Origin of the sequence: Paracoccus sp. SJTW-4, from assembly GCF_047716885.1 — a bacterium.
GTDB lineage: Bacteria > Pseudomonadota > Alphaproteobacteria > Rhodobacterales > Rhodobacteraceae > Paracoccus > Paracoccus solventivorans.
On record NZ_CP136681.1, the window covers coordinates 1915089 to 1930156 of the forward strand.

General features: G+C 71.5%; 11 protein-coding genes. 4 read left to right on the forward strand and 7 right to left on the reverse strand.

The annotated features are described in order from the left end of the window. Positions 1-12: 12 nt before the first annotated feature. From RSP45_RS09405 to RSP45_RS09415, 3 genes are read left to right on the forward strand one after another with little or no spacing between them, the layout of a single operon-like run. Positions 13-1038: a TRAP transporter substrate-binding protein gene (locus RSP45_RS09405; RefSeq protein WP_415391718.1), complete on the forward strand. Its 1026-nt coding sequence runs from the start codon at positions 13-15 to the stop codon at positions 1036-1038. Between the two features lie 17 nt (positions 1039-1055). Further along, entirely contained in the window at positions 1056-1577 is a 522-nt protein-coding gene (locus tag RSP45_RS09410; RefSeq protein ID WP_415391719.1) for a TRAP transporter small permease, read from the forward strand. Continuing rightward, positions 1574-2893, forward strand: a complete 1320-nt coding sequence (locus tag RSP45_RS09415; RefSeq protein WP_415391720.1) for a TRAP transporter large permease — start codon at positions 1574-1576, stop codon at positions 2891-2893. Before RSP45_RS09410 ends, RSP45_RS09415 begins: the two co-directional genes overlap by 4 nt. 48 nt (positions 2894-2941) lie before the next feature. Here the strand turns inward: RSP45_RS09415 and RSP45_RS09420 are convergent, their stop codons facing one another. The 4 genes from RSP45_RS09420 to RSP45_RS09435 are packed head-to-tail and all read right to left on the reverse strand — an operon-like array spanning position 2942 to position 7573. Continuing rightward, entirely contained in the window at positions 2942-4165 is a 1224-nt protein-coding gene (locus RSP45_RS09420; RefSeq protein ID WP_415391721.1) for a glycosyltransferase, read from the reverse strand. Next, positions 4162-4992, reverse strand: a complete 831-nt coding sequence (locus RSP45_RS09425) for a glycosyltransferase (RefSeq protein ID WP_415391722.1) — start codon at positions 4990-4992, stop codon at positions 4162-4164. Before RSP45_RS09425 ends, RSP45_RS09420 begins: the two co-directional genes overlap by 4 nt. After that, positions 4989-6602 (reverse strand): hypothetical protein, encoded by a 1614-nt coding sequence (locus RSP45_RS09430; RefSeq protein WP_415391723.1) that lies wholly within the window; start codon positions 6600-6602, stop codon positions 4989-4991. Before RSP45_RS09430 ends, RSP45_RS09425 begins: the two co-directional genes overlap by 4 nt. Beyond that, positions 6599-7573, reverse strand: a complete 975-nt coding sequence (locus RSP45_RS09435) for a hypothetical protein (RefSeq protein ID WP_415391724.1) — start codon at positions 7571-7573, stop codon at positions 6599-6601. Before RSP45_RS09435 ends, RSP45_RS09430 begins: the two co-directional genes overlap by 4 nt. A gap of 75 nt (positions 7574-7648) precedes the next feature. Here RSP45_RS09435 and RSP45_RS09440 point away from each other — a divergent pair, with 75 nt between their 5' ends. Further along, the gene (locus tag RSP45_RS09440) at positions 7649-8920 is read left to right on the forward strand and encodes a glycosyltransferase (RefSeq protein ID WP_415391725.1); all 1272 of its coding nucleotides are present in this window, start codon (positions 7649-7651) and stop codon (positions 8918-8920) included. Here the strand turns inward: RSP45_RS09440 and RSP45_RS09445 are convergent. From RSP45_RS09445 to RSP45_RS09455, 3 genes are read right to left on the reverse strand one after another with little or no spacing between them, the layout of a single operon-like run. Beyond that, positions 8859-9569 carry a 4'-phosphopantetheinyl transferase family protein gene (locus tag RSP45_RS09445; protein WP_415391726.1) on the reverse strand — a complete coding sequence of 237 codons (711 nt, stop codon included), beginning with the start codon at positions 9567-9569 and terminating at the stop codon, positions 8859-8861. The genes RSP45_RS09440 and RSP45_RS09445 overlap by 62 nt on opposite strands. Then, positions 9559-14112 (reverse strand): MupA/Atu3671 family FMN-dependent luciferase-like monooxygenase, encoded by a 4554-nt coding sequence (locus RSP45_RS09450; RefSeq protein ID WP_415391727.1) that lies wholly within the window; start codon positions 14110-14112, stop codon positions 9559-9561. Before RSP45_RS09450 ends, RSP45_RS09445 begins: the two co-directional genes overlap by 11 nt. 21 nt (positions 14113-14133) lie before the next feature. Continuing rightward, positions 14134-15066 carry a glycosyltransferase family 2 protein gene (locus tag RSP45_RS09455; RefSeq protein ID WP_415391728.1) on the reverse strand — a complete coding sequence of 311 codons (933 nt, stop codon included), beginning with the start codon at positions 15064-15066 and terminating at the stop codon, positions 14134-14136. Between the last annotated feature and the right edge of the window lie 2 nt (positions 15067-15068).

Below are 15068 nucleotides of genomic sequence, written 5' to 3' on the forward strand. Positions count from 1 at the left end.
CGGGAGGAAACCATGAAAACCCTGATCCTGTCGGCCATCGCCTCGCTGTCGCTGGGCGGCGCGGCATCCGCCGCCGAGGTGACGCTGCGCGTCCACCACTTCCTGTCGGCCGAGGCGCCGATGCATACCGAGGTGCTGATTCCCTGGGAAAAGACCGTCGAGGAACAGTCGGGCGGCCGCATCGACGTGCAGCTGTTCCCCTCGATGCAGCTGGGCGGCAAGCCGCCGCAGCTGTTCGACCAGGCGCGCGACGGCATCGTGGACATCTCGTGGACGCTGCTGGGCTACACCCCCGGCCGCTTCCCCATCGCCGAGGTGTTCGAGCTGCCGTTCATGTCCGGCACCGCCGCCCAGACCACCGCCGCGCTGCAGCAGTTCCAGGCGAAATACCTGGGCGAAGAACTGGCGCAGGTCAAACCGCTGCTGCTGCACGCGCCGGCGGGCTACAAGTTCCACATGCGCAGCGACCCCATCGCCTCGCTGGCCGATCTCAGGGGCAAGAAGATCCGCGCCCCCTCGCGCGCGATGACCGACGCGCTGAACGCGCTGGGGGCCACCGCGGTCGGGATGCCGGTTCCCGAGGTCGCGCAGGCGCTGACCACCGGCGTTATCGACGGCGCCCAGATCCCGTGGGAAGTCGTCGGCTCGCTGCGGGTCGAGGAGATTACCAAGGCCCACACGGAAATTGGCGTCGAGAACGGCGGCATGTCCACCGCCGTGATGGCGCTGGTGATGAACCGGGCGAAATACGACGCCTTGCCCGACGACCTGAAGAAGGTGATCGACGACAACAGCGGCGCGGCGCTGGCCGCGCTGGCGGGCGAGGCGTTCGACCGGGTCGAGGCCGAGGAACGGCAGAAATACCTGGACGCCGGCGCGCAGATCAACGTGATCCCGGCCGACCAGCTGGGCGACTGGCGCGAGGCGGTGCAGCCGGTGGTTGACGGCTGGGTCAAGGCGATGGACGGGCGCGGGCTGGACGGGCAGGCGATGCTGGACGACGCGCACGCCATGCTGGCCGCGGCGCAGGCCGAATAAGGGACCGCGAGGGCGAGATGACCAAAGCCGAACCCCTGACCGAACATGCCCATCCGGTGCCGGTGCCCGGCTGGCTGGTCACCCTGTGCCGCTGGTTCGCCACCATCGGCGGCACCGCCCTGCTGGCGATGATGCTGATGACCGTCACCAGCGTCACGCTACGCTCGGTCCTGGGCTGGCCGATCCCCGGCGATTTCGAGCTGGTCGAGGTGCTTTCCGCCATCACCGTGTTCTGCTTTCTGCCCTGGTGCCAGATCGTCGGCGGCAACGTGCTGGTGGATTTCTTCACCATGAAGGCGGGGCCGCGGGTCAACCATGCGCTCGAGGCGCTGGGGGACCTGGTGTATCTGGCGATCGGGGCGCTGCTGACCTGGCGGCTGTGGCACGGGGCGGTGGATTTCCACGCCTACGGCGAGCAGACCATGGTGCTGCGCATCCCGATCTGGTGGAGCTTCGTCATCGCCATGCCGGCCATGGCGCTGCTGATCGTGACCACCCTGTTCACCCTGCTGGGCCATGTCAGAAAGGCCGCCGCATGACCGGGATCGCCGCCGGGCTGACGGGTTTCGCGGTGCTGCTGGCGCTGATGGCCATCCGCATTCCGATTGCGGTGGCGATGCTGACCACCGGCATCGTGGGCTATGGGCTGGTCAGCGGCTGGATGCCGCTGCTCGCCTTTCTCAAGACCAACACCTATTACCAGTTCTCCACCTATTCGCTGTCGGTGATCCCGCTGTTCGTGCTGATGGGCGAGTTCGCCACCCACGCCGGGATGAGCCGGGCGCTCTACCGCGCCGCCGCGGCCTTCATGGGGCATCTGCGCGGCGGGCTGGCCATGGCCTCGATCGGGGGCTGCGCGGCCTTCGGGGCGATCTGCGGCTCGTCGCTGGCCACCGCCGCCACCATGGGGCAGGTCGCCCTGCCCGAGATGCGGCGCTACAACTATTCCGGCGCGCTCGCCACCGGCTCGCTGGCGGCGGGGGGCACGCTGGGGATCCTGATCCCGCCTTCGGTCATCCTGGTGCTTTACGCGCTGATGGCGGAACAGAGCATCGCCAAGATGTTCGTCGCCGCCATGGTGCCGGGGGTGATCGCGGCACTGGGCTACATGCTGGCGGTCGCCATCTTCGTGCGCCGCCGCCCCGAGGCCGGCCCCGCCGGCCCCCGCGCCAGCTGGTCCGAGCGGCTGGAGTCGCTGCAGGAAACCTGGTCGATCATCCTGATCTTCGGCGTGGTGATCGTCGGCATGTATCGCGGCTGGTTCACCCCCACCGAGGGCGCGGCGGTCGGCGCCTTCGGCGCCTTCGTGCTGGCGGTGGTCAAGGGCGGGATGCGGCTGCGCGGGGTGGTGCAGTGCATCCTGGGCACGGCGCGGACCTCGGGGATGATCTTCCTGATCATGCTGGGGGCCGAGATGTTCAACGCCTTCCTGTCGGCCACGCAGACGCCCACGCTCGCCTCGCAGATGATCGTCGAGGCGGGGCTGTCGCCGCTGATGGTGCTGGCGGCGATCCTGCTGCTGTATCTGGCGATGGGCTGCGTGATGGATTCCATGTCCATGCTGCTGCTGACCATCCCGATCTTCTACCCGATCATCGCCGGGCTGGATTTCGGCATGGGCCGCGAAGAGACGCTGATCTGGTTCGGCATCCTTGCCGTGGTGGTGGTCGAGGTCGGGCTGATCACCCCGCCGGTCGGGATGAACGTGTTCGTCATCAACGGCCTGGCCCGCGACGTGCCGATGTGGGACAGCTTCCGCGGGGTCATGCCGTTCCTGATTTCGGACCTGCTGCGCATCGTGCTGCTGGTGGCGTTTCCCGGCATCACCCTGGGGCTGGTGCGGGCGCTGGGGTAGCGTGAAACCGGGCGGGGCGGCGCTTCCGTCCCACCCCGGCCGCGGCAATCACGCCCCGGAGGTTTCCGCAAAGGCGGCGGCAAGATCGGCGGCGATCAGGTCGATGTCATGCGCCCCGGCCACCCGCGCCCTTGCGCTGCGGCCCATCGCCAGCCGCTGGTCCTCGGGCAGGGCGCAGAAGCGGGCGATGGCGCCCGCCAGCGCGTCGATGTCGCCCGCGGGCACCAGCAGCCCGTCGCGCCCGTCGCGCACCAGTTCCGGCGTGCCGGCGATCCAGGTGGAAATCACCGGACGGCCGGCGGCCATCGCCTCCATCGCGACCACGGGCAGGCCCTCGGCGAAGCTGGGCAGGATCAGCGCGTCGGCCTGGGCCAGCGCCTCGCGCACGCCGCGGTCGTCCAGCCAGCCGGCCAGCCGGATGCGCCCGCCCATGCCGGTGGCGGTGATCGCGGCCTCGATCTGCGGGCGCAGCGCGCCGTCGCCGACCAGCGTCAGCCGCACATCCGCGCCCTGATCCACCGCCTGCGCCAGCGCCGCGGGCAGCAGGATCTGCCCCTTTTGCTCGGCAAAGCGGCCGATGTTGACCAGATGCACCGGCCGTCCCGCCAGCGGCGGCGGGTCGGGCAGCTCTGCAAAGGCCGCGGGGGCGATGCCGCAATGGATCACCCGCAGCTTGTCCCAATCGCCCAGCCGCGCCCAGCGGAACAGCTGGCTGCGCCCGTGCTGGGAAATCGCCGCGACGAAGCGGGCGCCGGCGATCTTGTCGGCCAGGCTCAGCGCCCGCGGAGCGTCGAACTCCTCGGGGCCGTGGACGGTGAAGCTGTAGCCGGGCCCGCCCATCGCCCGGACCAGCGCCGCCACTGCCGCCGCGTTGGTGCCGAAATGCGCGTGCAGATGGGTGATCCCCAGCGCGCGGGCGCGGGCGGCGACATGCGCGGCCTCGGCCAGATAGATCAGATGCCGCAGCCGCCCCTGCGGGTGCCGCCGGCCCATGCGCAGCGCCAGCCTGGCCGCCGACAGGAACCGCCGCGGCTCGGCCAGCAGCCGCGCGCCCATGTCGGCCAGCAGCCGCGGGGCGCCCGCCTTCAGCACGAACTCGGTGCGCTCATGTTCCGCCAGATCGGCCGCGTCCTTCAGCCCGGCGCGGTCCGAGCGCATGGCAAAGCGGTGGATCTTTACCCCCTGCCGCTCCAGCGCCGCGATCTCTCGGCGGATAAAGGTGACGCTGGGCTGCGGATAGGTGTTCAGCAGATAGGCGATACGCGCGGTCATTGTCGTCCCCTTGCCCAGGTGCCGCTGTCCCGCCCCATGCGGACGGCCAGCGACACCGCCGCATAGGCCGCGAACCCCGCGGGATCGGCGGCCGCCAGCCGCAGCACCCCGCCCGCGCCCAGCCGCGGCTTGCCCTCATTCGCCAGCAGCTCGGGCCAGCGGGCGGCGATCTCGGCCACGCCGGCGTCCTGGCGGCGGCGGACGCGGACCAGCGCCGCGAAACCCTCGGTCATCGGCCAGTCGTAGGGGGCGGCGACCTCGATCCGCTCGGACGGCTGGAACAGCATCCGCACATAGCTGTCGTCGGAAATGATCGCCGGGAACTCGCCCCAGCGGGCGCGGCCGGCGCGGTTGACCGCGAACAGCCCGAAGCCCGGCGCGGTGCTGCGGGCAAAGGGCAGCCGCGACCAGAACCGCGCATAGGCGCGGCTGAGCCGGGACTGCGCCGTCACCCGCGGCCGCCCCGAACCATAGGCCGCGCCCTCGCGCGCCATAAGCCCCCGCGCCAGCGCCGCCAGCAGCGGGGGTGAAACGATCACGTCGGCGTCCAGATAGGCGCGGATTTCCCCCCGCGCCACGCGGTCGGCATGGTTCAGCGCGGCGGGCTTGCCGCCCTCGGCCCGCTCGATCACCGTCAGTTGCCAACCCGCGGCGGCGGCGGCCGGGATCGCCGCGCGCGCCACATCGGCGGTGCGGTCGCGGCAGCCGTTCGCCGCGACGATGATTTCCGCCCCACCCGCCACCGGGTCCGAGGCGATCAGCGCCGAGAGGCAGGCGCCGAGCCAGCGTTCCTCGTTGCTAGCGGGGATGATGACCGACAGGATCACTCGTCCGCCGCCCGGCGCAGCGCCTGCCAGCGCGGGTTGTCGTCGGACAGATGCCGCAGCGCGCCCCAGCTGCCCCATTTCGACGGCGCGGACACGTCGACAAACGCCATGAACGGGCCGTCGCCCAGTTCCGCCCAGCCGTCGATCAGCCTGCGATACAGCCCCGCCATCTCGTCCGAGTAGTTCAGCGCCAGAAAGAACCCGGTCGCCTGTTCGTCGTCGACCACCGGGCCCTGCCCGACCACATGGGTGCCGCCCTCGTACATCAGCAGCTTCAGCCCGTATTGATCGGCGATCTTGCGATGATGGGGCAGGATCTCGGTCAGCAGCCGGTCCAGGGAATCGGTGCGCGGATCCTCCAGCAGCGCCTGCGCCGCCTGCGGGAAGACCGCCGCCATGTCGCCGCCCGCGCCAGCCAGCCATTGCTGCCAGACCGGGCGGAACTCCTCGCTGCCGAAGCCATGGCCGAAATACCCGGTCACTGCATAGGCGTCGAAGCTTTCCACCGGCGGCCGCAGCGTGCGTTCCACCTGCCGGGCCCGCGGTGCGTTGAGGATGTCGTCTTCCAGCCCCAGCCAGCCGGTCTGGGTGGCGATGACGCGCACCAGCCGCTGGGGGGCGGAATCGCCGAACTCCTCGGTCCAGATCGCCGCGACCTCGGCCGCGCGCACGGCGCCGTATTGCACCCAGGCATCGCGGATGCCCCAGCGTTCCTGCGCGTGGTCGTCGGCCCATTGCGCCTGCTGGAACTGCCAGTTCCAGATCTCGTTCGAGAACTCGACATGCGCGCGCAGCCCGGGGTCGAGATCGCGCGCCACGATCGCCGCATACTCGCGCGCCAGCCCGTCCGAGCCGGTGTGCGGCATGGTGAACCAGGGGTCGGCCTTGATACGGTTGGCCAGCTCCACCATCACCTCGACCGGGACGCCCTTCACCGTCCAGGCATAGTCGTCGATGCGGGGGCGGTCGGCGGCCTCGACCAGGGTGGCGTCGTTCGTCGCCATCCAGTCCATGAAGCGGATGCTGCGCGCGCCCTCGATCCGCGCCAGAAAATCGGGGTTGAAGATCTCGCCCGATTCCAGCAGCGCGCGGCGATCCTCGCGCACCAGCCGCAGGTTGCGGATCGGGTCGGCGGGGTCGGTCTTGCGGATGGTCAGCACCACCATCCCCTCGCCGGGGGTGAAATCGAACCGCGCAAGGGTGGGGCGCAGGTCCAGCCGCGACACGCGGCCCTCGACCGACAGCGCGCCGCGGCCGTCCCAGCGCAGCTCATAGCGGCCGGCGGTGTCAGCGGCGCCCTCGGGCAGGTCGGTCAGCACCAGCGTGGACACGCCGGTCACCTCCGCGGGCAGCGCCTTCAGCCAGCCGTTTTCGTCCAGAAACCCCTCGGCCCGCAGCCGCTGATGGTCCCAGCCGCCCCATTGGTCGGGCAGATGGCCGATCCAGGGCCGCGCGGTCTTCATCAGGTCCAGGAACGGCTGCTCTGCCGTCCAGTCGGAAATCCCCTCGAGCCCAAAGCCGATGTCGTCGCGCAGCACGGTCTGCGGGGCGGAAAGCACCGCAGCCGGGGCCAGGAACGCCAGCAGGGCAAGGACAAGGCGCAGCATCATGTCGGAACCCCGGTTTGCGGAAAGCGGCGGATGGTGGCCGCGACGATCCGGTGCAGCGCAGCCAGGGTGTCGGGCGCGACGTCGATCGGGCGGCCGTCGGCGGCGGTCAGCGGCGCCGGGGCCGGCTCGGGCAGGCGCTGGTGGATCACCGCCACATGCGTCAGCGCCACCACCAGCGCGCCCAGATCGCTGAAATGGATCGGGTCCAGCGCGCCCGCATCGTCGCGGGCGAACAGCTGCTCGCGCGAGGTGACGCCGGGGATCTGCCCCGCCTCGGCGGCGCGGGCGACGGCGGCCATCGCCTGCCCGCCGGGGATCAGGTGGATCGGCCCCACCCCCGGCACCGCCAGCGCGCGGCGCAGGATCTGCTGTTCCCACAGTTCGGGCAGGTCGCGGTCGATACGTTCCAGCCAGCCCTCGGGGTCGGTCAGCTGGTGCCAGCTTTCGTAAAGATAGATGCGCAGGTCTGGGCGGGCCTGCCGCGCCAGCAGCGCCCATTGCGCCAGGTAATGCGCCGAGTGGTGCCAGCGGATCGCATCGCGCAATTCGACCATCTCGGTCAGCACCAGCACATCGGCCCAGCCCGTTTCCAGCGCCTGCCGCACCGGGCGGAAATGCGGATGCGCGTTCTCGCGCTCGAACCCGGGCACGGCGGCGTCGCCCTGCCAGTGCTGCATCAGCGAGGCGCCCCAGCCCAGCTGCACCGCGTGATCCTGCCCGCCCAAGGGCCCCGCTAGCGCGGTGGCCAGCGCCGGCATGTCGCGCCCGACCAGACTGTGGCCCAGGTGGTAGACATTCACCGGCGGCACCGGCGGCGCCAGCCGGGGCTGCGCGGCGCGATAATCCTCAGGCGGCAACGGCTCGGGCATCGGCGGCCCGGCGCGGCGCTGCCGGCGCCAGCCCAGCGCCGCGGCCGCGCCCGCAGCCAGCACCCCCGCGGCCCCCAGCAATCCCTGCCGGCGGCTAACCATGGTTGCCTTGGGCGGTCATGTGCGGTTTCCTGTTCAAGACGCTGTTTCCCCAGAATATGCAGGAGTAGGCCGCGAATGCCAGAACCAGCCGACGCAAGCCTGCTGATCTATGCGCCGGTGCCGCTGCACCGGGACGGCGCGCAGCTTCTGCTTGAGGACCAAGCCTGCAACGGCCTGCGGCTGTGGGCGGCGCATTTCGCGCAGGTGACGGCGATCATGCCGGTTTCCGACGCCCCTGCCCCGGCCAGCTGGGTGCCGGTCGAGCGGGTCGGCCCGGCGCTGGAGCGCATCCGGCTGCTGCCGGTGCCACAGGCCTGGACGCTGGGCCGGTTCCTGCGCGCCCGCCCCGCCGTGCGGCAGCTGATCCGCGACGAGATCGCGCGCGCGGACTACCTGTCCTTTGCAATCGGCGGGCTGGTCGGCGACTGGGGCGCGCTGGCCTGCGCCGAGGCCTGTCGCATGGGCCGCCCCCATGCCGTCTGGACCGACCGCGTGGAATCCGAGGTCACACGGATGGAGGCCGTGGGCGCCCCGCGGCTGCGGCGCCGGCTCAAGGCGCAGCTGATCTGGCGCCCGATGGCGGCGCTGGAACGGCGCGCGGTGCGGCGCGCGACGCTGGGGCTGTTCCACGGGCAGGCAACCTTCGACCATTACGCGCGCTTCAGCCGCGATCCGCATCTGGTCCACGACATCCATGTCCGCGCCGCCGACCTGATCCCGGCCAAGGCGCTGGCCGCAAAGGCCGCGCGCGCAGGCGCGGGCGGGCCGCTGCGGCTGGTCTATGTCGGCCGCGCTGATCCGATGAAAGGCCCGCTCGACTGGATCGAGGCGCTGGAGCTTGCCGCGCAGGCCGGCGTCGATCTGCGCGCCAGCTGGATCGGCGGGGGCGAACAGATCGAGGCGCTGCGCGCCCGCATCGCCCAAGGCCCGCTGGCCGGGCAGGTGACGGCGCCGGGGTTCCTTTCCGACCGGGCGGCGGTGCTGGCGGCGCTGCGGGATGCCGATGCGCTGCTGTTCTGCCACCGCACCCCGGAATCGCCGCGGGTGCTGATCGAGGCGCTGGTCTCGGGCGCGCCGCTGATCGGCTATGAGGGGCCGTTCCAGCAGTCGCTGATCGCGGACAACGGCGCCGGGGCGCTGGTCCCCGACGGGCGGCCGGACCTGCTGGCGCAGGAGCTTGCCCTGCTGCACCGTCACCGCGCAACGCTGGCGCGGATGATCACGGCGACCGCCAAGGCCGCCCACGGCCACGACGACGAGACCGCGTTTGCGCATCGCAGCCGGATCATCCTGACGCATCTGCCGCCCCCGCGGGATCGGGCCGAGGATCCGCACAGGCCGCGATGACCAGCCCCCCGGCCCGCGCCAACCGCACCGGCAGCACCGCGCCTGCCGGATAGGGCGGCACGGCGCGGGTAAAGCGCAGGGTCGCCGCATCCGCCGTCAGTGCGTCCAGCCGCAGGCCGGTGAACTCCAGCAGTTGGCGGCTGCGGGGGAACTGGCATTTATAGGCGGCCTCCTTGGCGGCGAAGCCTTCGCGCGCGCGGCGCAGCGGCTGGGGCGAGGCCGCCAGCAGGCGCTGTTCCGCCGGATCGGGAAAGATCAGCGGCAGCAGATCGCCGGGCAGTTCCTCGTCGGGTTCGACGTCCAGCCCCAGCGCCAGCGCCCCAGCGCGCGCGGCCACCGCCAGCGCCAGCCAGCCGTGGTGGGTGATGCTGCCGGTGACGCCTGCGGGCCAGATCGGGGCACGGTCCTCGCCCATCGGGATCGGACTTGCGGGCAGGCCCAGCCGTGCCATCGCCTGCCGCGCGGCGTGGCGGCCGGCGGCGAACTCGGCCTGCCGGGCCGGGACCGCGCGCGCCATGGCGGCGCCCTCGGCCCCCAGCAGCGGCCCGCCCTGCCCCACCACACAGGCGCCGACGCCGATGCCCGGGGGAAACAGCGCCGCCACCGTGCGGGCGGCGCTTGTCCCGGTCAGGACGGCCTCAGCCGCCATCGCGCTGCGCCCGCAGCGCGCGGCGCCGCGCGATGGCATCGGCGCGGGCGGTTTCCTCGGCGGCCTCGGCCTCCTTGCGGGCGCTGTCGTCCACCGCGCCGCCCGACAGATGCGCGGCCAGCGATTCCAGCGTCGGAAAGCGGAAGATGTCGGTGATCGACAGCCGCACGCCCCCGCCCAGCGCCGCCCGGATTTCCCGGTGCGCCTGCACCGCCAGCAGCGAATGCCCGCCCAGCGCAAAGAAATTGTCGCGCGAGCCGATCCGCGGCCGGTTCAGCACCCGCGCCCAGACCGCGGCGATGGTCGCCTCGATCCCGTCCGAGGGCGCCACGAAATCCTCGGCCACCGCATCGGCGCTTTCCACCACGTCGGGCAGCGCCTTGCGGTCCACCTTGCGGTTGGGGGTCAGCGGGAACTCGGCCAGCCGCACGAAATGCGCGGGGATCATATGCGGGGGCAGGCGCTCGGCCAGATGGCGCTTGACCGCATCGGTGGACAGCTGGTGGTCGCCAGTCAGATAGGCGATCAACCGCAGGTCGCCCGGGGCCATCTCGCGGCAGATCACCACCGCCTGGCGGACGCCGGCGCAGTCCTCGGCGGCGGCCTCGATCTCGCCCAGCTCGATGCGATAGCCGCGCAGCTTGACCTGATGGTCGGCGCGGCCCAGGAACTCGAGCTTCGCGCCGCCCTGTCCGTCGGGACGCCAGCGCACCAGATCGCCGGTGCCGTAGATGCGGCCGGGAGCGAAGGGATTGGGGCGGAACCGGTCCTCGGTCAGGTCGGGGCGCTGCCAATAGCCGCGGGCCACGCCCTCGCCGCCGATCCACAGCTCGCCCTCGGCCCCCAGCGGAACGGGCTGGCCGTCCGCGTCCAGCACATAGCACTGGGTGTTGGCGATGGGGGTGCCGATGCTGACCACCGGGTCCGCGACCCCGGCGGGGGCGGTGGTGGACCAGATCGTGGTCTCGGTCGGGCCATACATGTTGGTGATCCGGCGCGCGCCGGCGCGGGTCAGGTCACCCACCAGCGAGGCCGGCAGCGCCTCGCCCCCCAGCACCAGATGGCGCAGCCCGCCCATGGCGGCGCGGGCGTCGTCGTTCATCGCGATCATCCGCGCCATCGAGGGAGTGCATTGCATATGCGTGGCGCGGTGACGGGTGATCTGCGCGGCGATCGACCAGTCGCCCTCGGCCAGTTCCGGCGCCTCATTGCTGCGGCGCAGGATCTCGGCCAGCGGGGCCAACCCTTCCAGCACCGTCTCGCACGGCAGGCCATAGTCGATCAGACAGGCAATCTCGTCCACGCCGATACGCTTGAGCTGTTCGACCCGCGCCAGCCCGTCCTCGACGGTGCCGAACAGGCCCGAATCCTCGAAATAGCGCTGGAAGGCGAAATCGAGGATCGCCTCGGTTTCCTCGGCGTCCAGGCTGCGCAGGTCGATGTCCATGGGGTTGGTCACGCCCTGCGGCTTCTTGAAGGCGGGAAAGGCCCAGGCGTATTGCTTGACCAGCGCCGCGGCCGATCTCAGGTAATCCTTCATCGGGCCGCGCGCGCGTTCGCGCGCCACCTCGCGGTCGTGGCAGATATAGCTGTGCAGCATCAGCGTGACCTTGAAATCCGCCGGATCGCGGCCGGATTTGCGCAGCGCGTCGTGATAGATCGCGATCTTTTCGCCGACCTCTTCGACCGACTGGCCCAGCAGGTGGGTCAGCACGTTGGCGCCGATTTCGCCGGCCTCGCGCCAGGTGGCGGGGTTGCCGGCGGTGGTCACCCACAGCGACAACTCGCGTCTGACCGGGCGCGGCTGCGTCACCACATCGACCATGCGCCCGTCGTTCAGCGGAAACGGCACCGCCTCGCCCCGCCACAGGCGCCGCAGCTTGTCGATGGTGTCGAACATCGCCGCCTTGTTGTTCGGCGGGCCGTTTTCCGGGCGCAGCACGAAATCCTCAGGGTGCCAGCCCGAGGCGATGCCCAGCGCCGTGCGCCCGTTGGTCAGGTTGTCGATGACCGCCCATTCCTCGGCAATGCGAATCGGATGGTGCAGCGGCGCCACGCAGGACCCGGCGCGGACCTCAAGGTTGGTCGTGACCGCCGCAACCGCCGCCCCGGTGACCGAGGGGTTCGGATAGGGGCCGCCAAAGGCGTGGAAATGCCTTTCCGGCGTCCAGACGGCGCAGAACCCGTGCTGGTCGGCGAATTTCGCCCCTTCCAGCAGCACCCGGTATTTCTGCCGCCCGACGCCATCGTCGTTGCCCCAGTAGAACAGGCTGAAATCCATCTTGCGGGCGCTGATGCGGCTGCCGGCAGAGACGAGCGCGCGTTCTTCCTCGCCCATCAGCACCACCTGATAGCCGCGGGCCAGCGTCCAGAACAGTTCCAGCACCGAGATGTCGAAGGAAAGCGAGGTCACCGCCAGCCACACCCGCCCGTCGCTGTCAGGGATGCGCTGGTCCATGCCGGCAAAGAAATTCGCCGCGTTGCGGTGTTCCAGCATCACCCCCTTGGGGCGGCCGGTCGAGCCCGAGGTGTAGATCAGATAGGCCAGATCCTCGGGCGCGGCGCCGCCCTCGGGGTTGGATTCAGGCATCGCCGCCAGCCGCGGCTCGGCATCCAGCACCAGCAGTTCGGCCTCGCTGTCGGGCAGCGCGGGTTGCAGCGCGGTTTCGGTGATGATGACCGGGGCGCCGGAATCTTCCACATACAGCGCGATGCGGTCGGCGGGATAGGCGGGGTCCAGCGGCAGATAGGCGCCGCCGGCCTTGAGGATCCCCAGCGCCCCCACCAGCAACAGCGGCGAGCGGCGCAGGTTCAGCCCGACCACCGTGCCCGGCCCCACCCCCATCTGCCGCAGCAGATGCGCCAGCCGGTTGGCGCGGGCGTTCAACTGCGCATAGGTCAGGGTGCTGTCCTCATGCGTCAGCGCGGCGCCGCCGGGGGTGCGGGCGGCCTGAGCCTCGAACGCGCGGTGGATCGAGTGGTCGGGGACGGCGCAGGCGGTGCCGTTCAGGCCGGTCAGCAGCAGCTGGCGTTCGGCCTCGGGCATCGTCGGGATGGTGGCGGCATCGGCGTCGCTGGCGGCCGCGGCAACCGCAGCGGTGAAATGCGCCAGCCGCGCGGCCAGCAGTTGCGCGCCCATCCGGTCGATGCGGGACAGGTCCGCCAGCAGCCGCCCGTCGGCGGTCACGGTCAGAACGGTGCCGGGGACGGGGCGGTTCGCGTCGGACCAGCCGATGGCGGGGATCGGCGCGGCCCCGATGGCGGGGTCGCGCAGCGGCAGGTCCACGGCGAACTCGGGCCAGCGGCGGGCGCGCTGGAACCCCTGTTCGGCATCAGCGGCGATACGGTCCAGCGGGCCAGTGCCCGTCAGCGGCAGCGGCGCCCAGCCCGACAGATACCCCGGCAGCCGCGGCGCATTGCCATCGGCAAAGGCCAGATAAACACGCTCGCGCCCCGCCAGCTGCGCGGCCCATAGCGCCAGCGCCGCCGGGGTCGCGGCGGTGCCCAGCGGGAACTCCTGCCAGTCGGCGGCGCCCTGCCCCGGCTGCGCAAAGGGCAGCGCGGCGGGTTCAGCGGTCAGCGCGCGGCGGAACGCCCCCTCGCCCCCGGCGACGGCGGCGATGGCGACGTCGATCCGCGCGACCTCGTCGGCGGGGGCGGTGGCCAGCACCTCGCCCAGCTGCGCCGCGTCCGCGGCGGCGACCTCGGTCCCGTCCATCTCGCGCAGCCCCGACAGGCGCACGGCGCCGCTGGCGCAGGCGACGGTCAGGCCGGTGTCATCGGCGGCCAGCACCGTGCCGGGCGCGCCGGCACCCTCGGCCAGCGCGGCGGTGCGGACGGAAAGCAGCCGCCCCCGCACCCACAGCTTGGGCAACGCCAGCGGGTTGGCGAAATCGCCGTGGTCGAGCGCGCGGACCAGCCGCGCCACCTCGGCCGCCGGGCGGTCGAAGCCCAGCCGGCCGCCAGCCGCGGGCCGCTTGTCGCGGGGGTGATAGCTGCGCAGCGACAGGTCCTGCGGGCGCCGCGCGGGCGCGCCGGTAAGCAGCGCCTCGGCCAGCTCGGGGAAGCTGTCCACCGCAGCCTCCCACGCGCGGGCGTTCAGGGTCAGGGTGGTGTCGTCCGGGGCGATCTCGAACTCGCGCGAGACCAGGATGTCGCCCTCATCGATGCCGCCCTCGATCAGGTGCCAGGTGATGCCGTGGCGCGGCTCGGCCCCCAGGATCGCCCAGGCGGGGGCGTTCAGCCCGGCGTGGCGCGGCAGCGGCCCGTCGTGAAAGTTCACCGCGCCGCGCCGCGCGCCGTCCAGCAGCGGCTGCGGGATGATCGACAGGTTCGCCACGCTCAGCAGCCAGTCGTAGTCCAGCCCCTCGGGGCTGCGCAGATCATCCTGCGCGCGCAGGGGAATGCCGCGCCCTTCGGCCCAGCGGGCGATGTCGGGGTTGCGCGTGGCCACCGCGGCGATGGTCAGGCCGCGCCCCAGCCAATGCTCGGCGCACTGGACCAGAAGCGATTCGTTACCGATGAAAAGCGCCGAAACGGACATGGCAAACCTCTAACGATGTGACTAAGGGGCTGGCCGGGGGCCGGTCAGCATATGGGCGAGCAGCTGGCGGGTGAACCCCGGGGCCGCAGCCCGACGTCCGCGCAGCCGGGCAATCATGGACCCGGCGACCACCGCGCCGGTCGCGGCAAGATAGCGCAGCTGCCCGTGGTTCTTGCGCCAGTAATGGCGGCGGCTATCGAACCAGTAGTCGGGCGTCCGCGCCCAGGTCTTCATCCCCGTCGAGACCGAGCCGATATGCATCACCCGGCTGGCGGGCACGAAATCGGTCTGCCAGCCGGCGCGGGCGGCGCGCAGGCACAGGTCGGTTTCCTCGAAATAGAGGAAGAACTCCTCGTCGAAGATGCCGATCTCGTCCAGCAGGTCCTGCCGCATCATCAGGCTTGCGCCCGCCACCCAGTCCATGCGCGTAGGCTGGTCGGGGATCGGCCGCGGCACCACATGGCGGTGCAGCAGCCTGGTGATCGGGCCGGTGACGGCCGCGCCCTCGAATTCGGACGCGACAGAGGGAAAGCGGAAACAGGCGGTGTGGGGGTCGCCGTCGGGGCCGTGGATATAGCTGCCGGCCATGCCGGTCCGCGGATGCGCCAGCATGTGGTCCAGCAGCGCCCGCACCGCATCCGGGGCCGGAAACGCGTCCGAGTTCAGCAGATAGACGAAATCCGGCCGCCGCCCATCCGGCAGCCCGGCCCGGATCGCGTGGTTGTTGCCCGCCCCGAAACCGCCGTTGCGGCCCGATTGCAGCAGCCGCACCCGGTCCCAGCCGCGTTCGGCGATGCCGCGGGCGATGGCGTCTTCGGAGCCGTCGCCGCTGTCGTTGTCGACGATGGTGATGGCGCCGTCGATGCCCGCCATCGCCGCCACCAGCGCCTCGGCCGAGCGCAGGGTCATGTCGGGCGTGCGCCAGTTCAGGATGATCGCGTGCAGCACCGTCATGA